13 protein-coding genes are annotated in these 19,279 nt (G+C 58.8%); 6 read left to right on the top strand and 7 right to left on the bottom strand.

All coding sequences use genetic code 11. The features are described 5' to 3' along the window. Window positions 1-32: 32 nt before the first annotated feature. Window positions 33-464: a helix-turn-helix transcriptional regulator gene (locus tag ABQ278_RS15225; protein WP_349320337.1), complete on the top strand. Its 432-nt coding sequence runs from the start codon at window positions 33-35 to the stop codon at window positions 462-464. Window positions 465-632: 168 nt separating this feature from the next. Here the strand turns inward: ABQ278_RS15225 and ABQ278_RS15220 are convergent, their stop codons facing one another. From ABQ278_RS15220 to ABQ278_RS15210, 3 genes are all read right to left on the bottom strand, one after another. Then, entirely contained in the window at window positions 633-890 is a 258-nt protein-coding gene (locus ABQ278_RS15220; protein WP_349320336.1) for a DUF2171 domain-containing protein, read from the bottom strand. 110 nt (window positions 891-1,000) lie between these two features. Then, window positions 1,001-2,350, bottom strand: coding sequence for a sigma-54 dependent transcriptional regulator (locus ABQ278_RS15215; protein ID WP_349320335.1), 1,350 nt, complete (start codon window positions 2,348-2,350; stop codon window positions 1,001-1,003). Next, entirely contained in the window at window positions 2,347-4,047 is a 1,701-nt protein-coding gene (locus tag ABQ278_RS15210) for an ATP-binding protein (RefSeq protein ID WP_349320334.1), read from the bottom strand. The genes ABQ278_RS15215 and ABQ278_RS15210 overlap by 4 nt, the downstream gene beginning before the upstream one ends. A 262-nt stretch (window positions 4,048-4,309) precedes the next feature. Here ABQ278_RS15210 and ABQ278_RS15205 point away from each other — a divergent pair, with 262 nt between their 5' ends. From ABQ278_RS15205 to ABQ278_RS15190, 4 genes are all read left to right on the top strand, one after another. Next, window positions 4,310-5,680, top strand: a complete 1,371-nt coding sequence (locus ABQ278_RS15205) for a dicarboxylate/amino acid:cation symporter (protein WP_349320333.1) — start codon at window positions 4,310-4,312, stop codon at window positions 5,678-5,680. Between the two features lie 99 nt (window positions 5,681-5,779). Beyond that, window positions 5,780-6,487 carry a TorF family putative porin gene (locus tag ABQ278_RS15200; protein ID WP_349320332.1) on the top strand — a complete coding sequence of 236 codons (708 nt, stop codon included), beginning with the start codon at window positions 5,780-5,782 and terminating at the stop codon, window positions 6,485-6,487. Between the two features lie 579 nt (window positions 6,488-7,066). Continuing rightward, a complete protein-coding gene (locus ABQ278_RS15195; RefSeq protein ID WP_349320331.1) occupies window positions 7,067-10,024 on the top strand; it encodes a TonB-dependent receptor in 2,958 nt (985 codons plus the stop codon). Between the two features lie 168 nt (window positions 10,025-10,192). Continuing rightward, window positions 10,193-10,984 (top strand): FadR/GntR family transcriptional regulator, encoded by a 792-nt coding sequence (locus ABQ278_RS15190; protein ID WP_349320330.1) that lies wholly within the window; start codon window positions 10,193-10,195, stop codon window positions 10,982-10,984. A gap of 124 nt (window positions 10,985-11,108) precedes the next feature. Here ABQ278_RS15190 and ABQ278_RS15185 read toward each other — a convergent pair whose 3' ends face one another. Beyond that, window positions 11,109-14,042, bottom strand: a complete 2,934-nt coding sequence (locus tag ABQ278_RS15185; RefSeq protein ID WP_349320329.1) for a TIM-barrel domain-containing protein — start codon at window positions 14,040-14,042, stop codon at window positions 11,109-11,111. Window positions 14,043-14,433: 391 nt separating this feature from the next. Here ABQ278_RS15185 and ABQ278_RS15180 point away from each other — a divergent pair, with 391 nt between their 5' ends. Continuing rightward, the gene (locus tag ABQ278_RS15180; RefSeq protein WP_349320328.1) at window positions 14,434-15,828 is read left to right on the top strand and encodes a glycoside hydrolase family 43 protein; all 1,395 of its coding nucleotides are present in this window, start codon (window positions 14,434-14,436) and stop codon (window positions 15,826-15,828) included. Between the two features lie 15 nt (window positions 15,829-15,843). On the opposite strand, the gene ABQ278_RS15175 is transcribed toward ABQ278_RS15180, so the two are convergent. The 3 genes from ABQ278_RS15175 to ABQ278_RS15165 form a co-directional block, all read right to left on the bottom strand. Continuing rightward, on the bottom strand, window positions 15,844-16,710 hold the full coding sequence (locus tag ABQ278_RS15175) for a substrate-binding domain-containing protein (RefSeq protein WP_349320327.1): 867 nt from the start codon (window positions 16,708-16,710) through the stop codon (window positions 15,844-15,846). After that, window positions 16,664-16,876, bottom strand: coding sequence for a LacI family DNA-binding transcriptional regulator (locus ABQ278_RS15170; protein WP_349320326.1), 213 nt, complete (start codon window positions 16,874-16,876; stop codon window positions 16,664-16,666). The genes ABQ278_RS15175 and ABQ278_RS15170 overlap by 47 nt, the downstream gene beginning before the upstream one ends. Window positions 16,877-16,951: 75 nt before the next feature. Further along, window positions 16,952-19,171 (bottom strand): glycoside hydrolase family 3 C-terminal domain-containing protein, encoded by a 2,220-nt coding sequence (locus ABQ278_RS15165; protein WP_349320325.1) that lies wholly within the window; start codon window positions 19,169-19,171, stop codon window positions 16,952-16,954. Window positions 19,172-19,279 lie beyond the last annotated feature (108 nt).

Raw genomic sequence — 19,279 nt, 5'->3', positions numbered from 1 at the left:
TATCGCGACGAACTGGAGTAAGGCTAAAGCGTATGTCAACTGAAGTAAAAGATATCAACCCCGTCGATCTCCATGTCGGCATGCGGGTGCGTTCCCGCCGCAAGTCCCTCGGCCTGACGCAGGAAGCTCTGGCCAAGTCGATCGGCCTGACATTTCAGCAGGTGCAAAAATATGAGCGCGGCGCCAACCGCATCAGCGCATCGAAGCTGTATGAAATGGCGCTCTTCCTGAAAGTGCCGGTGAGCTTCTTTTACGAAGGCTTTGTACCCGGCAGCAACGGCGAGCCCTTCATGGAATCGGCATCGGAACGCTCGGTCCATGATTTCCTGGCTACCGGTGAGGGTATCGAACTGGCCGAGGCCTTTCCGCGCATCAAGGGCGCTCTGCGCCGCCGCAAGATCCTCGAACTGGTGCGGGCTATGAGCCTTGACGCAGACGATGCACCGGTGCGTGAGCGCCACTAAAGGCGTTTTCACGGCACCGGCTCATGACGTGCGCTAGAGCGCTTTCCGAAAAGTGTGACGCACTTTTCGGATAAAAAAGCGCGTCAAAACAAAAAATTAGAGCACCGATCAGATTCAATCAGATCGGAACACGCTCTAAGGCATCAGAATGCCGTTTGACGCCGCACGTCAGACACCATCGCCGTCTTCTTCTTCCTCAAGCGTCACAGCGACATCGGCATTGGCCGACAGCCGCACCTGATCGCCTTCTATGTCGGCGACAAGCCCAAGGTCGATGAAGTGGTGATGGCCCTTGCGCGCATTGCTTTCCACCTCAAGCTTTTTAAGCTTGATGCGATGGCCTTCAACGCGGTCCACCGTGCCGACATGAACGCCATCGGCGCCGATAACGTCCGCATGTTCATGAATATCTGCTGCATCTACCATGATCGTCTCCTGAAACTTTGATCGGCCGTGCCAGGCACGACGCCGTTTCAGTCATGCGCTGCCGGCTTGTAAAATAACAATGCGGCGGCTGTTTCGGCAGCTTTGTTTCCTTACCGGAACGCCCGGATATCAATCCTGTAGCGGTTGAGCTTGTCGTAAAAGGTTTTGCGCGGCAGCTTGAGGCGCTTCATGGCTTCGGCAGCGCTGCCCTGACAGCCAGAAAGCGTTTCGCGCAGCAGCGCGGCTTCGAAGGCGGCGACACGCGCTGACAAGCCCTGATCGCCATCGAAGGAATCCAACTCGGCCGCTGTGGCCACCTCAAGCCCCAGGGCGTAGCGTTCGGCATATTGTTCAAGTTCGCGCACATTGCCCGGCCAGTCGTGCGCCTGCAGATGTCGGCTGAGCTCGGCGGTTAGGGGCGGAGCGGAGCGTTTGAGGCGGGCGGACGCAGCGACAAGACAGTGCTGGAACAGCAAGAGAATGTCGTCCTTGCGGTTTCTGAGCGGTGGCACTTTGAGGGTCACCCCGCTCAGGCGGTAATAGAGGTCGGCCCGGAAGGCGCCGGCCTCCATCGCCTGACTGAGATCGCTGCGGCTTGAGGCGATGATGCGCAACTCAACCGGCCTCGGTTCATCGGCGCCCAGAACCCACAGTTCGCGCGCTTCGACGACGCGCAGCAACTTGGCTTGGAGCGGCAGGCTCAGGCCTTCGATATCATCGAGAAAGAGCGTGCCCTTCTGGGCCTTTTCAATCTTGCCCACACTGCGGCGTGACAAGGGCGCGCCGGCTTCGAGCCGTGCGCCCGAGTCGACGCCGAAGAGCTCGGCAGCGAAGATCGAATCCGGCATCACCGCGCAATTGACCTGAATGAAGGGCTTGTGCCGGCGATCGCTCTGGCGGTGGATGGTGCGCGCCACCCGTTCCTTGCCGACCCCGGTTTCGCCCGCGATCAGGATATCGACATCGGCCGCGGCGATCTGCGCGATCGTCTGGCGCAGGTGCTGCATGACGGAGCTCTCACCCAAGAGGCGGTCCTCGTCGTCTCCGGCGGCGGTATAGAGCGCGCGAAGCTGGCGGTTTTCCAGGATCAGACGGCGCGCTTCAAGCGCGCGGCGCAGGGCCGCGCTCAGCGTATCCATGGCGAAGGGCTTGGTGAGGAAGTCGTAGGCGCCGTCTTTCAACGCCCTGACGGCCATCGGCACATCGCCATGCCCGGTGATCAGCACGACCGGAATGGTGTCGTCGATGGCCTGAATACGTTTGAAGACCTCGAAACCGTCCATGCCGGGCATCCGCACATCGGTCACCACGACGCCGGCGAAGTCAGGCGTGAGGCCTTTCAGCGCGTCGTGTCCGCCGGCGAAAGACCGGAGGGTGAAGCCGGCCAGTTCGAGCCCCTGCACGTGTGCGGCGCGCAGATCGTCATCATCGTCGATAAACAGGATCGTGGCGGCGGTCATGGCGAAACCTTGCGCAGCGAAACTATAAAGCGCGCGCCGTGCGCCACGTCGCTATCGGCCATCAGCTCGCCGCCGAAATCGGAGACGATGTCGCGGGCGATGACGAGGCCCAGGCCCAGCCCCTTCGGTTTGGTGGTCTTGAAGGGGATGAACAGCGCCTTCCGGATGGTTTCCGGCAGGCCGGGGCCATTGTCCTCGATGATCAGGCGCAGGGTGTCGCCCTGATCCTCAAGGCGCAGGGTAACGGTTGGACTGGCAACGCTCTCGACCGCTTCAAAGGCGTTCTGCAACAGGTTGACGAGCACCTGCTCCAGCCGCACGCGTTCGCCCCAGACCTTAAGACCCGCGTCGATTTTGGGGCGCTGAAAGCGGACCTTGTGCGATTTAAGCCGGCTGTGCGTGAGCAGGATCGAGCCCTCGACCGCCTCGCTGACCGAGGTGGGTTCGCTTTCGCCCGTGGCCTTGCGCGAGAAGGCGCGCAACTCGCCGGTGATATGACCGATGCGCTCGCTCATGCGCACGATCGTCTCCAGATTCGTCTGGATGGCGGCCGGTTTCAGACCGCTCAGGGCGTTATCGGCCAGAACCCGGATGGTCGCCAGCGGCTGGTTGATTTCGTGCGCCACGCCGGCGGTGATCTGGCCGAGCTGCGCCAGCTTGTTGGCCTGAACCAGATCGGCCTGCAGTTCGTTAAGCCGTGTCTGGGCGTTGCGCCGTTCCTCGATCTCTTCGGAGAGCTTGTCATTGGCATAGCGCAGCGCGTGGGTGCGATCGCCGACATCGCGCTCCAGACGCGTCAGATAGGCCTGATCGGACTGAGCCTTGAGGCGCAGATTTTCGCGTCGCCGCCACGCCCACAGAATCGTGCCCGCCAGCAAGACTTCAATGAGCAGCAGAATCGCCGCAGCGGCCAGACCGGCTTGGCGGGCCGCTGCGGCAGAGCGATAGAGGTGAAGCTGCCAGCCGGTCATGCCCTTGACGTCGAGCGCGAGGCTGATCTGATCAGGAGGCGCGGCCGGTGGGCTTTTGAACCGCCAGTTGTCCCGCGCCGTGATGATGACCAGATGGCGGTTATCGGTCACGAAGGCCGTATCCTTGAGGCGGGCCCAGTCGGATTCAAGGCTATCGAACTCCAGCTTGACCACGACGACGCCGATCAGTCGGCCCTCCGTCACGACGCTGTGCGACAGGAACAGGCCGGGACGGTGGCTGACCGTGCCCAGGGCGAATTCGGCCGCTTCGGTCTTGCGGACGGCATCGCTGAAATAGCGGCGAAAGCCGTAGGCCGAGCCGACAAAGCTTTCGGGCCGGTTCCAGTTGCTGGCGGCGACGGCGACGCCGTGCCGGTCGAGCAGATAGATGACGGCGCCATGGGTTTCGTGACGCAGGCTCTCCAGCTTGGCCGAGATAAGATCAAGGCCCGAGCGTGTCGGCTGTTGTAGGGCTGCTTTCACGTCACTGTCAGAGGCCAGGACCGCCGGGACAGCGCGTTGTTTGTCAATCTCGCTTTGCAGCGCCGAGACGCGCAGTTGCGCCGATGTCCGGACGTCCTGGGTCAGGCCATCAAGTGCGCGATCGTAGGCGATATGATAGGCCGCGACGACCAGAGCGAGCCCAATGAGGACGCTAAGGCTCAAGAGCGCAAGCTTGCGGCGTGACAAACGCAGCAAGGCCTTGACGAGAGTCGGCGGTTCCAAGATCGCGATCTCCGCTGTGTGAAAATCCACACAAATAAGCCATGTCTGTGTGTGGATATCAATACAAATTTTTGCAAGCTATTGGCTGGTTTCGCAGTTTATCAAATAAAAACAAATGCCTACGTGTGGCGAAATTTTCCATTGTTTGAGGTGGGTGTTGCCGCGAATATCGAAGGTCAGAGGCGTCATCAGAAAAGCGCCAGGGCGAGGAAGCGCGGCATCATCCTTTTAAGGGCTTGCCGCTCAGCAACAGGAGACAGGCATGGCCTACAGTTCATCCGTACCGGCGCCCGAAGAGGCGACCAAGAAGGGCAAGTGGTACAGCCACCTCTATCTTCAGGTGATCATCGCCATCACGGCCGGCGCCCTGATCGGGCATTTTTATCCGCAGACCGGCGAGGCGCTGAAACCGCTTGGCGATGGCTTCATCAAGCTGGTGAAGATGATCATCTCGCCGGTGATCTTCCTGACCATCGTGACCGGCATAGCCGGCATGGGCAGCTTGAAAGGCGTCGGCAATGTCACCTGGAAAGCCTTCGCCTATTTCTTCACCTTCTCGACCCTGGCCCTGATCATCGGCCTCATCGTCGCCAATGTGGTGCAGCCGGGCCATGGCATGAATATCGACCCTGCCACCCTGCACAACGAGAAGGTGGCCGAATATGCCGCCAAGGCGCATGAGAGCACGATCACCGGCTTTCTGATGGGGATTATTCCGGACACCTTCGTCTCGGCCTTTACCCAGGGCAATATCCTTCAGGTGCTTTTCATCGCCATCCTCTTCGGCATCTCGCTGATCCTGATCGGCGAGAAGGCCAAGCCGATCGTCAGCCTGCTCGAATTGGTCAGCCAGGCGATCTTTCGCATGGTGAATATCCTGATGAAGGTCGCCCCCATCGGTGCCTTTGGCGCCTTCGCCTTTACCATCGGTAAATATGGCATCGCCTCGGTCGTGAACCTGGCGGCGCTTGTCGGCACGTTTTACTTCACCTCGGCCCTGTTCGTGGTCGTGGTTCTGGGCGCCGTCGCCGCCTTCAATGGTTTCTCGATCTTCAAGCTGATCGCCTATCTCAAGGCCGAACTGCTGCTGGTGCTCGGCACCTCGTCGTCGGAATTGGCCCTGCCCAGCCTGATGGAAAAAATGGAAAAGGCCGGCTGCGCCCGTCCGGTCGTGGGTCTGGTCGTGCCGACCGGTTACTCCTTCAATCTCGACGGCACCAATATCTATATGACCCTGGCGGCCCTCTTCATCGCCCAGGCCACCAACATCCACCTGACACTTGAGCAACAGTTGCTGCTGCTTTCGGTGGCGATGTTGTCGTCCAAGGGCGCGGCGGGCGTCACCGGCGCCGGCTTCATCACCCTGGCCGCCACATTGTCAGTCGTCCCCACCGTGCCGGTGGCCGGCATGGCGATCATCCTGGGCGTTGACCGCTTCATGTCGGAATGTCGCTCGATCACCAACTTCATCGGCAACGCCGTCGCCACGGTTGTCGTCAGCCGCTGGGAGAAGGCCATTGATATGGACGTCTTCAAGGCGGCGCTCAATGGCAAGCCGCGCGCCATTGCCCCGGTTACCCAGGTCATCACCCTCACGCCGGGCCTTCAGGCCGGTGAGCAGAGCGCGGACTAGTCCGGCCCGCCTCTGAAACTTAAAGCCCCGCCGATTTCGCCACATTTCCGGCGGGGCTTCTTTCCTTAAAAACATAAACTTACACCCCACGGAGACGACATGTCGTACACCGAAGCCTTTCGCCTGCCCGCTCTTATGGCCGTCACCCTCCTTGCTGTAACCACCGCGCCGGCCCATGCCGAAGCGCTGCAGCCCAAGCTCTCTGGCCAGATCACCCTTCTGTCGGACGGGATCTATCGTGGCGTCAGCCAGACCGACGGTCAGGCGCAATATATCGCTGGCGCGCAACTCGCCTATGGCAAGGTCTTCGTTGGCACCCTGTTCAAGTCCATGCGCGATCCGTCCACCGGCGTCGATAATCAGGTTCAGGCGCTGATCGGTTACAAGACGGCTATCAAGGGCTACGATGTCACGGCCCGCGCCATCTATAAGCAGTATAACGGCACCAAAGCGGGCGTCGATAACGACTTCATGGAATACGAAGTCAATGTATCTCGCAAGCTGGCGGCCATGACCACGGCGCGCCTGACCCTGGCCTACAGCCCTGATAATTACGGCAAGGCGAAGGAAGCCACCTATTCCGAGATCGTACTCGAACAAAAGATCCGCCCGAACTTCAGCGTTCAGGCCGGCACCGGCTTCCGCCACAATGCCGGCAGCGTCGATTACAGCACGGCGCTGCTGGGCGCGACCTACACGACCAAGCACAAGCAAAGCCTGTCCCTGACCTATACGCACACCGATCGGGCTGAGCTGGGCGACAAATATGGTGACAGCCTGTTCGTGACGCTGTCGCAAAAGTACTGAGCCTGAGAGCGGCCTTCTGCGGGTCAAGGGCGGCTCTCACGATGGCCGTGTCACGCAACGTTTGCAACCTCCAGGGCGGCCAGGGCCGTTGTCAGTAGGCCGTGAGTTCTGACAATCTATGGGGGAAATTTCGCGCTATCTTGGCCAGACCAAAACATAAAAAGTATTACAATGATATGGTTTTCCGTTTAGGTCTTACCAATATCGGAGGCTTGATCCAAGGAGGCGTGCACATGCCTATTGGAAATTTGTAATATTTTATCCAATATAATCAGCATTTAAGCATTTTCCCAGCTGTGAAATTGTTTTCATTGCTCTTTGGTGCGCTCGTTGCAATGTTTCAGTGTTGCATAAATGTAGCTAGCGCCGTCAATTGGTAAGGCCAACTTGACGTAGCGCCAATTCACCTTCTAGTTATGTCCATATACGCAACAGACTTGCGTATATGCCTGTGCTTTTGGCGGCCCGTTATCCGACAGTTTCTCGGGGAGAGGCGGCACGCGACTCTGAGGCCGGATGAGACCGGCGGCCTTTGTGTCTGCGCTGCAGGTTTAAATACATAAAAAAAGAGGGAACATCATGGACTATTCACCAACACATCGTGGCGCGCGTTTTCGTGCGTTTTTGACAGGGGCGACCTTTCTGGCCGGTCTGGCCGTATGGCCGGCCTGCGCCCAGTCGTCGGGGCAAGAGGCTGCGCCGGCGGACGACAATACCGTAGTGGTCATCACCGGCTATCGCGGCTCGCTGCAAAACGCCACCAAGGCCAAGAAAAACGCCACCAATTTTACGGAAACGATCTTTTCGGAAGACATTGGCAAGTTCCCTGACCTGAACATGGCTGAAGCCCTGCAACGTGTGCCGGGCATGATCGTGCAGCGCGACGCCTTTACCGGTGATGGCACCCAAATCGTTGTGCGCGCCCTGCCTTCCAATTTTACCCAGGTGACCATGAACGGCAACCGGATCGCCATGGCGACCGATAACGGCATATCGGGTTCGAGTTCGACCAATCGTCAGGTCGATCTCGACTCCTTCCCGACAGGCCTTTTCAACCGGGTTGACGTCTCCAAGACGCCCAGCGCCAATGAGCTTGAGGGCGGCGTGGCCGGAACCGTGAACCTGCAGAACGTGCGGCCATTCGACCGTAAAGGCGAACATGGCGCGCTGGCGATCCAGGAAAGCTATGGTGTCAATTCGGAAAAGTTCTCGCCGCGTATAACGGGCGTGTGGTCCAAGACGTGGGATAAGTTCGGTGTGCTGGCCGGCATTTCGATGAGCGAAAAGAAGCTGTACACATCCGGCTATGAAACGCTTGGTTTCGGCGATCCCAACTTCAACAACTATTGCGGCGCCTGCGACCCAGCCGTGACCAAGGATGCGTCCGGCAATTTCATCAATCCGGAAGGCTCTAACCAGTGGGCTTGGAGCAAGACGGTCTATGCTTACACCGGCAACGGCCTGACGCCGGGCACTTTGACGGAAGCGGACCTGCTCGCTTTAAATCCGGGCATGACGGAAGCCACTATGAAGGGCGCCAAGATGCCGCGCCTCGGCCGCGCCTCCCTGCTTGACGGCACGTCGAAAACCAAGGTCGGCCTCATCGCCCTGGAGTATCGGCCAAGTGAGACGCTGAAATTCAACCTCGATATCCTCGGTGGCGGCGGTGACCGTGACGCGGAACGCACCAATATGATGCTGGCCTTACGCAGCACAGGCGCAGGCGATGATTATAACGGCGGCATGATCCCTCTGAACATGAAGGTCGACGAGAATGATGTTGTGACATCGGCCACGCTTGCCAATTCGACCTTCTTCCTGGAATCCAACTTCTACCGCGACAAAAACGCCTATTGGAGCGCCAACGGTAGCTTTGAATGGCTGTTTGGCAATAGCTGGAAGCTGAATGGTGAAGTGGCGTTCATGCGTTCGACCTACGAACGTGATGTGACCTTCTTGAAATACCGCACGCCTTTTCAATCTAATGTTACCGCTACCTATGAAAATGTTGAAGGTAACGACGTCCCGACCATCACGTCCAATGTCGATCTGAATGACCCGGATATTGGCTGGCGCACCTTTGTCGGGCAGACGATCATGCAGCGTGACAAGCGCAATGCCTTCACCAAGGCACTGCATCTGGATCTCAGCAAGGAGATGGGCGACTGGACGTTCAAGGGTGGCTATGCCTATGATAATTACCACCGTAATATCAATATTATAGATTTGTCGCAGGCCTTGAAGGACGCCTATGCGGCGGCCATACCGGAATCGGAGGTGTCGCAGTATCTGACGCCGATGACGCGCTCCATATATTCGGGCGATGTATCCGGTGGTGGCTTCAATATGTGGGTCGTCCCAGATTTCGACAAGATTTCAAAAGCCGTTGGCTATGACTCTTTGATCCAAGGAAAGGGCAACACCTCCACAGGCGGCTCTTATAATGGCGCCGGCGCTGCTACGATCCAGGAAACGATCACGGGCGCCTATGCCATGACGGCCTATAACGGCCATCTCTTCTCCTATCCGGTCAGGTCCAATTTCGGCGCACGCTTTGTGTCTACGGATCAGAAGGTCACGGCGCCTTCGGTCATTGGCGGCAATATTGTTTATCTGACCACCAAAGCCAGTTATGAAGACGTCCTGCCTTCGTTCAACTTTGTCACCAATGTAACGGACAGCGTCAACCTGCGCTTCGCCGCTTCCAAAACCATGACCCGGGCGAACCCTGCGCTGCTGACCTCTTCGCTCAGCCTTGATACCTCCGCGTCTTCCGGAAATACGGGCAATCCGAACCTGAAGCCGTTCTACTCGAACAATTTCGATATCGGGGGTGAGTATTACACCGGCAAAACGGGCTATATCGGCCTGACCTTCTTTAAGAAGGACATTCAGAACTTCACCTTCAATCAGGTGAACTCTGTGGCCTTTTCCTCTTTAGGTGTTGATTATTCAACCCTGAATGAAAATCAGCAGCAGGGACTTGCCCTCAATGCCGGCGTAACCTGGGCAGATGCTCTGGCCAATCCGTCTCTGGTGTCTGGCGCGAACGTTAACATGACGCAACCGACCAACCTGACAGAGATTATGAAACTGACAGGTCAGGAAATGATTTGGGTTCAGCCCCTGGATAACCTGGTTGAAGGGCTTGGCTTTACCACCAACTACACGCACTTCAGCGTTACACCGGCCAAATATGCTTTCGGTATCCCGGACTACACCTATAATCTGACCGGCTACTATGAGCATGGCGGCTTCTCGGCGCACCTCAGCTATGTGAAGGTCAGCGAGGTCGTTACAGGAGCGCCGTTGCAGGCCAATAACATTATCCTGGCCGCCAATAGTGAAGCCCGTCACCAGATCGATATGTCGGCTTCCTATAAATTCAAGGCTTTTGGCATCGAGCAGAGCATTACGCTCGACGCGACCAACCTCGATAATCAGGGCTTCAAGAGCTACTATACCTATACCAATATGACGACGGGCTTCCAAAGCCCGGGGCAAACCATCCTGATTGGCTGGCGCGCTCAATACTAGAACGCTCTAAACGCTTGCGCCGGGCCTTCCCCCTATCTCAAGGGGCAGGTCCGGCGTCTTGTCGCGCCTCAGGGCGTCGCAAATTGGCGCCGGCTCGATATGGCTTGAAACCCGCAACAGAACTATTCTACACTGATGACCGTATCTGGCTTCGCCGGACGGAGGAAGATGAACGTGTCGGCAGGCCAGGCCCCTAACAGACTTTACCGAAATGTTGCCGATCAGATTGTCGCCATGATTAAGGACGGCACGTTTTCCGCGACGGGGAAGCTTCCGCCGGAGCGCGATCTGGCAAACTCCCTGGGTGTGAGCCGGCCCACCATTCGAGAGGCCATGATCGCCCTTGAAATTCTCAACATCGTCGAAATCCGTGATCGTTCAGGCATCTACGTCGTTCAGGGACAGGCCCGTGAGGGCAAACTGTCCGAGGGCATGGATCTGCCGACCGACGACCTGAGCGTGGGCGCTTTTGAGCTGGTTGAGGCCCGTATCCTTATTGAAGGCGATGCCGCCGGTCTTGCGGCGGAAGCGGCTTCTGCCGATGATATCGACACTCTGAACGACTATGTGCTTCACATGGAATTGACCGACCCTGACGTTTGCGAAACGGCGGATCGGAATTTCCATATCCATATCGCCTCCATGACGCACAATGGCGCGCTGATCGCGGCCATAGAGTTGTTGTGGGATTTGCGCAAAAAATCCCCCCTTGCCACCCAGATCATGTCGCGGGCGCGCGGGGGAGGGCTTGGCGCCCGCATTCTTGAACACAAAAACATCATCAGCGCGCTCAAGGCGCGCAATCCATCCGCTGCCCGTCAGGCCATGCGCGAGCATCTGGAGGGGGTGCGCGAGTACCTGCTCGATGCGACAGAGACGGCGGAAATAGAAGCGCTCAAAAGGCAGCTCAAGCAAAAAAGGCAGACGGTCCTGAGCCGGACCAAGAGCATTGTACCCTAGCCCGGGCATTTTGCCTCCGAGTACTCTATGAAACCCGTCTGTTGTCTGGCGGGCCGAAGTAACTGTCGGGTAGTCTCGCGCCATTGACGATAATCTTTTGAACGACCAGTCCAACCCCCAGGCGCTATGGCCTGAAGGAGAGGGTTTCCGCCTTGCCGCTATAGACAATCGTTTTTGAAGGGGCCGCCGGTTCGCCGCCGGTCGCGTTGCCAGGGGCGGCGATGACGATGTTCAGGGTGCGCGAGGTGACCAGCCCCGGATAGGTGCCCTTGCGCGCGCCGATCGAGAGGGTCTGCGCCTTGTCATTCCACGTCAGATCATAGGTCGCGTACTGGCCCTTTTCATAGTTGTACGTTTCGTTGTCGTCTTCGTAGAGGGTGAAGGACGCGTCCGCGCCGGGGTAAACGCGGATTTCATAAGGCGCGTCGGGCTTCTCGGTGGCGTATTGCTGAACCGGCCCCATCGGAACAATCGAGCCTGCCTTGACATAAAGCGGGATGATATCCAGCGGCGCCTCGCGCGTGACGGTCTGGCCGCCGTCGAGACGGGCATTGGTATAGAAGTCATACCAGCCGGTCCCCTGCGGCAGATAGGTGGCAACCTTGAGATCTAGGCCCTTGTAAGCGGAAGCCAGCGCCTTGATCTGGCTTGGCGTGCGCCAGGCGAGTCGCAGGCTGCGATCCGAGGCGCCCTGATAATACTCGATCCTGAGGGGAACCCTCTCGCCTGCCTTGAGCGTCACCTTTGCGCTCTTGTAGCGTTTGGGGCCATTGTTCCAGTCATCGATGACCTTCTCCCCCTTCAGGAACAGGCGGAAGCCGTCATCGCCTTCCACCCCGATTTCATAGTCACCGGCTTCAGGCGCTACGAGTTCGCCTTCCCAGCGCGCGGAGAAGTGGTCGAGCCCATCGAGGCCTGCAGGCGGTTGCGCCAGAGGCGGCCCCGGCCATTTCAGGTCAAGCGTCGCATCCACCGTCTTGCCCTTGGGGGTTTCAAAGGTCTCACCGGCAAAATACTGCCCTTCCAGTCCTGCTTGACCCGCTTTGGTGCGCAGGGCGCTCGAAGGGATGGTCTCCGCGGGCGGATTCTGGATGTGATACATCGGGCGCGTGACCGGATGAACGAGCAGTGTCCCGCCAAACATGAAGGCGTCATTGATGGCATAGGTCGTCTTGTCTGCGGGGAAATCCATCGGCATGGCCCGCATCAGGGTATAGCCGTCGGAGGTCACCTTCCAACTCAGGCTGTAGATATAGGGCAGCAGGCGGTAGCGCAGGTTGACACTCTTGAGAAGCGAGCCGTACATCTCCGGATCAAGATCCTTGAAGATATAGGGTTCGCGCTCTATGCTGGTGCCATGAACCCGGAAGATCGGGTTGAAGGCGCCGAACTGGAACCAGCGTGCGAAAAGCTCACGATAGGCGGGGTTCTGTTCGCCGCCGGCAAACTCGGTGACGAAGAAGCCGCCGGTATCCTGCGACCAGTAGGGATTGCCGGTAATGGTGACATTGGCGCCGCCATTGATCTGCTCGCCGAAGGTCTTCCAGTTGGCGAAAATATCGCCCGACCACGAGGCCGCGCCGGTGCGTTGCGCCCCAGCCCATGCCGAGCGTGTCAGGGTGAAAACGCGCTTGTCGCTGGTGGCGCGCTGGCCGTCATAGGTGCCTTGCGTCGTCATCAGGGTATAGGGATTGAGATAGCGCGAGAAATCACCGAGCGCATTCTTACCCAGGCTCTTGATATCGCGGATGTTATCGTCCGGATCCCATGCCGCCGTGCCGACCTCCACCTCGGTGCCGTCCATCCACAGCGCGTCGACGCCCTTGTCGAGCAGGCCCTGCTTTATGTACTTGAAATAGATCTGCCGGCCGAGCGGGCTATAGGCGTCATAGACGCGCGCGTGTTTCGAGATCCAGTGCAGCGGCTCGAAACGCAGGCCGTGAGAATCCAGTTCCTTGCCGAGTTCGGTGTCGTTGCCGACCGACGGCCAGATCGAAATCATCAGCTTCAGATGTTCTTCGTGCAGCGTCCTGATCATGCCTTCCGGATCGGGATAGCGCGCCTTGTTCCAGATCATGCCGCTCCAGGTGCCATCGGTGTCGCTGCCCCAGTATTGCCAGTCCTGAACGATGTAATCGAGCGGGAACTGCTTTTCGCGGAAGGTGCGGGCCACCTCCAGCAGGCGGTCCTGCGTCTTGTAGCGCTCCTTGCTCATGAACAGGCCAAACGCCTGCTTGGGATACATCGGCGCCTCCCCCGTCAGGTGACGATATGACTTGACCACGTTGTCAATGCTGTCGCCACCCATGAAGTAGTAATCGACGCCGCCCGGCGCGCTCTCGGCCCACAGCGTCGCGCCTTCGGCATTATCCTTGAAGATCATCTTGGAATAGGTATCCCAGAGGATGCCGTATTTTTCGGACGACACCATGACCGGAATGACGATTCCGGTATTGGTCTGGACCAGCAGGATATCCTTGTTGCGACGGTTGAGCTCACCCTCGTCGATGAAGCCAAAGCCGAATATGCCCTCATCGGGTTTGAGGGTGAAGGTATTTTGCGCCTCATAGGTCGGCGCGCCGGAGATCTCGACCGGCTTGAGGCTCTCCGGGGCTCTGGCGCGTTCGCGGGTATAGACCTTGCCGATGGCATCCTTGAAGGTGAGGGCGCCCGAAGATTTATCGACGACGATGGTCAGTTTTTCCGAAACGATACTGAGATCGGTCGGCGTTTCCCTGATGTCAAAGGCCACGGCTGTCGGCTTGTCGACGACGACGATGCTCGGCGCGGTCCAGTAGTTTTTGCCCAGGTTCGCATTGATGCGCACGGTCTGCGGGCCATAGAAGATGATGTTCTTGGTGATGCCGTCATGGGTGATCTGCAAGCCGTCTGCGAGTCGCGTAAAGGACAGGCCGGCCTTAACGGGCGCTTCCACCTTCAAAAGGTGGCCATTCGCATCGAGGCCGGTCGGGGCAGCAGCGCCAGCCATGGCGGGCATAAGCGCCAGAAACGACACGCATGTTGTTAGGAGAAGCGTCTTTGTCGGCAGATATTTCATTTGGCATTACCCTTTTTCGCGGTTCACCTTCAGCCAGCGCGTTCACGCTGCTGACAAATGCAGCCTTGGAAGATGTGCAGAGTATCCCCCGCACGCATACCATGGCTGCCTGTTGATTAAGGCGAAGTCCTGTTTGTTTCCTGTAGCCAGCGTCTTTTTAGCGCGCCTGAGACTGCCTTCACTTTACCGATTTGCCGCACTCATATTGGCGCCGAGTGCGCTCAACCGACATAAAACTCCGTAAGGTGTTAGCGGTATCAATTTATCGACGGGTTGAAATAAGTCAATCGCTTATGGCCGTGAAAGACACGTAAGAATTGCCTTATATTTAAAAATAGTTTTTATTAGAGGTAGCCGGCGCAAGACTCGGCGCTTTATCAGGGAGCTTCCAATGTCTGTTCGCAGCTTAATGTATACGGGTTTATTCGCTGCGGTCGCCTTATGCGCTGCGCCCTCGTCCTTCGCGGAAAACCCGATCATCCAAACGCATTTCACCGCCGACCCGGCGCCTCTGGTGCACGATGGCGTGGTCTATCTCTACACCAGCCACGATGAAGATGACGCCAACGGCTTCAAGATGCTGGACTGGCGGCTTTATGCCTCCACGGATATGGTCAACTGGACCGACAAAGGCGTTGTGGCGTCGCTGAAGACCTTCCCCTGGGCCGTACAGGACAATGACGCCTGGGCACCGCAGGTGGTGGAGCGTGACGGCAAGTTTTACATGTACGTCCCCATCAGCGTTGCCGGATGGCCCAAGAATGTGATCGCTGTGGCGGTCGCCGATAAGCCGGAAGGGCCCTTCCGTGATGCGCTTGGCAAGCCTTTGATCGATAAGGCGGAGGGCTATATTGACCCTACCGTCTGGGTCGATGAAGACGGCCAGGCCTATATGTACTGGGGCAATCCGAATCTCTGGTACGTCAAGCTGAACAAGGACATGGTCTCCTATTCCGGAAAGATCGAGAAAGTCGCTTCCAAGCCGGCCAACTACCAGGAAGGCCCGTGGTTTTATAAGCACAAATCGAAATATTATCTGGCCTATGCCTCGACCTGCTGCCCCGAAGGCATCGGCTACGTCATGAGCGACAAGCCCACCGGGCCATGGATCTACAATGGCGACATCATGGCCGGCAACCCGGGCGCGACCGGCAACCATCCCGGCATCATCGATTACAAGGACAAATCCTATGTGTTCGGCTTCAATTATCGCCTGAATTTTGCCGAAACGCCGATCCACCACGAGCGGCGATCGGTTACCGTGACGGAACTCACCTACAACCCCGATGGCACGATTCAGCTCCTGCCGTGGTGGGATGGTGTTGGCGCCAAACAACTGCATACGCTATCCCCTTATGAGCGGGTGGAAGCCGAAACGATCGCCTGGACGTCAAAGGTCAAAAGAGACAGGGATCGTCCGATCGACTGGGCGCCGGGCGTCAAAACCGCCAAAAGCAGCAAGGTGGGCATGTATCTCACGCGTATCACCGACCTGACCTATACCAAGGTCAATGGCGTTGACTTCGGACAGGCGGGCGCCTCGACGTTCACGGCCAATCTGGCCAGCGGTGGCAAGGGCGGGGTGATCGAACTGCGTCTGGATTCGGTCGATGGCCCGCAGATCGGTCGCTTGACCGTCAAGCCGACCGCCGGCTGGGATGACTGGCAAACCCAGACAACACCCGTATCCAATGCCATTGGCACGCATGACCTGTTCCTTGTCTTCAAAGGCGAAGGTGACGCGCCGCTGTTCAATCTCAACTCTTGGCGCTTTTCGAAGCCGTAAAGGCGGAGGAAAGCCTTAAGCGTCGGGCTGGCGCGGCGGCGCGGTCGAGCCCCGGATGATCAGGCTGAAGTCCAGTATATGGGCCGCCTTGGCCTTGACGGCGAGATCGCCACCGAGCGCTTTGACGATGTTGTCGACCGCGCTTTCCCCCATGTCAACGATGGGCTGCTGAATGGTTGTGAGCGGCGGCCAGACGCTTTCCGCGCCCGGACTGTCGTCGAAACCGACCACGGATATGTCGCCAGGCACCGATAATCCGCTCTTTGCCGCGGCCGTCATCAGGCCAAAAGCGATCATATCGCTGCCGGCGAAAATCGCCGTCGGCCGGTTATCGGACATCATGATCGTTTCGCCCGTCGCGATCGCACCCTTGGGCGTCGCATTGCCGACCTCAATCAGGGGGAAGGGGGGCACTTGCCCCTTATCACGGAAAAAGCGTGTGTAACCGTCATAGCGATCAAGGCTGGCGCCGGTTTCCCGGAAGCCGACATAAAGGATCTGCCGATGGCCGAGGTTCCACAGGTGTTCCATCACCTCATAGGCGGCCTGGCTGTCGTTCATGTAAATGTAGGAGGATCGCTCCAGCTGCAAGCGCGGCGCAATCCGGATATAGGGTATGCGCAAGGTCTCCAGCATGTCGAGAATAACCGGATCGTCGCACATGGGCGGCGGCACGACCATGGCGTCAAACCGGGATGAGCCGAGACGCCTGAGCACGGCGTGCCGGTCCTCGGATTCGTAGCCCTTCATCAACTCCATGATCATATGGTAGCCATGACGCCGGGCGGCGCGCATGACGCCTGCCTGTAAGGCGCTGTAATAGTAATGAATGTCTTCACTGAAGATCATCAGCCCGACCAGATAGCTGCGCGAGCCAGGCAAGGAGCGCGCCGCCGCATTCGGCTTGAAGCCATGCGAACTCGATAATTGCCTGAACCCGCGCGCGCGTATCGGCGCCCACGCCGTTTTCGTGGTTGAGAACGCGCGAAACCGTTTTTATGGAGACTTCGGCTTCGCGCGCAATATCAATAATCGTCAGGTTTTTCATTATTTCGGAGTTGTTCGGAAACAGTCTCCCGAGACTTAATCCATTCGTGGCGAGAGTAAACGCTTTTCCCCGCTTCTAGGGCTTGCGCGTGGCCGCAGGTAGTGTGGCCGCGCCTTTGAGGCCGGCATCTTCGGCATCGTGAGCGACGGAAACAGCGTAGCGACCGGCGGATTGTGACCAGGCGTTGGCCTTGTCATCAAAGCGCGAGAGCAGGCGCGAATCTGCGGTGACGGAGACGGTGGTGCTTTCGCCGGGCGCCAGATCCACCTTAGAGAAAGCGATCAGACGCTTGGCGGGCCCCGCCGGCGTTTGTTCGAGATATACCTGAGGCGCATCCTTGCCACGCACAGAGCCAGTATTGGTGACCTTGAAGCTGACCGTCAGCTTGTCGCCACCGGTCACCTTGACGTCGCTATAGCTGAATTTGGTATAGGACAGGCCGTAACCGAAGGGGAAAAGCGCTTTCTGGTTCAGGGCGGCGAAGCGGCGGTAGCCTATGTCGGCGCCCTCGTCGTAATGCACGTCGAACACCTGTCCTTCGGGCAGGCCCAGACCGGGCATGGTGGCGCGCGGATACTGGTCGATGGTAACCGGGAAGGTGACGGGCAGATGGCCGGACGGATTGACCGCGCCGGTCAGGACGTCAGCGATGGCCTCGCCGCCCTTCTGGCCGGCATACCAGGCCTCGACCACGGCCGGCGTCTTTTTCAGCCAAGGCATGCTGACGGCGCCGCCGGTTTGCAGGACCACGACAGTGCGAGGATTGGCGTCGGCGATCGCGCTGATCAGGGCATCCTGGCCATCGGGCAGATTGAGGTCAGGCGCATCATCGCCTTCTGCCATCCACTGATTGCCGAAGACGATCACCAGATCGGCATCCTTCGCCTTGCGCGCCGCTTCCGCCGGATAGCGGCCGGTATCGAAGCGGATGGTGGCGTTGGGCAGGCGATCCTTCAAGGCCTTGACCGGCGATGACATATGGAAGTTCATGCGGTTAAACGCCGCCATCATGCCTTCGCCGCCCACCGGAAGGGCGAGTTGATGGGTATCGGCTGTGACCTGCGACGAGCCGCCGCCCGACAGGACGCCGGCATCGGCATGACCGCCGACGATCAGGATCGACTTGGCGCTGGCGGCGAGAGGCAGCAGGTTGCCGTCGTTCTTGAGCAGGACGATGCCTTCGGCGGCCGCCTGGCGCGACACCTCGGCGTTGGCTGTCTTGTCGACCGTCACCGCTGCCGGGGAATCAAACAGGCCGGCGGCAAACATCGAGCGCAGGATGCGGTGCGTCATATCGGAGAGGCGCGCCGGAGCTATGGCGCCGTTTTGCACGGCGGCTTTCAGCGGTTCGCCGAACCAGATCTGTTTGTCGAGTTGTTCGCCGGATTGCTGGTCGAGGCCCTTTACGGCGAAATCGGTGGATTTGACCGCGCCCCAATCGGACATGACGTAGCCCTTATAGCCCCAGTCACCTTTCAGCACCTTGTTGAGCAGGTGGTCGTTGCCGCAGGCATAGGCGCCATTGACCAGATTGTAAGAACACATCACCGAGCCGGGCTGCCCTTTTTCGATGGCGATCTGGAAGGCCAGCAGGTCTGACTCGCGCATAGCGGATTCGGAGATGACGCTGTTGGCGAAGTTTCGGCCGGTCTCCTGATCGTTTATGGCAAAATGCTTGACGGTGGAGATGACATTCTGGCTTTCAATGCCCTTTATGGCCGCGCCGGCGATGTTGCCGGCCAGCCAGGGATCTTCACCGGCATACTCGAAATTGCGGCCGCCGCGCGGATCGCGCGCCAGATTGACGCCGCCGGCCAGTTGCACATTTATGCCTCGCGACCGCGCCTCTGCGCCCACGACCGCACCGCCCTTGAAGGCAAGATCAGGGTTGAAGGTGGCGGCCAGCGACAGGCTGGAGGGCAGGGCCGTCGCTGTATCGCCCGGTCGCGCATTGCCGGGATTGGTGACGCCCAGGGACGCATCGCTCTCCTGCTGGGCGGGAATGCCGAGGCGCGCGATGCCTGGAATAAAACCGGCTGAACCGATGGCGCCCTCGGGCAGCTTCATGCCGGGCATAAAGATCATCGCCATCGGGCCGTGGACAAGGCTGATGCGTTCGTCGAGCGTCAGTTCTTTTTCCAGCAGGCTGGCGCGCTGATCCGCGTTCAGGCTCTTGTCAAGCCACGGGCGGGCGTCAGCCGCATAACCCGGTGTTGACAGGCCCAGCGCCAAGGTGAGGGCGGTGGCGGAAACGATATTTTTGAGAATTACGGTGATGTGAGGCTGTGGCTTCATAACTTATCCCTGAGCGATATGCCGTGCCTCGCATGATGTGTGCGGGCCGGCTTTTATTGATTTTAAAGGTGCGCCGGTTGAGGGGCGAAGGTCGTAAGGCGGTGGACA

Origin of the sequence: Asticcacaulis sp. MM231, assembly GCF_964186625.1 — a bacterium.
Taxonomy (GTDB): Bacteria; Pseudomonadota; Alphaproteobacteria; order Caulobacterales; family Caulobacteraceae; genus Asticcacaulis.
Note: the sequence above shows the minus strand (reverse complement) of the source record. Positions and strands in the feature narration are given on the sequence as shown.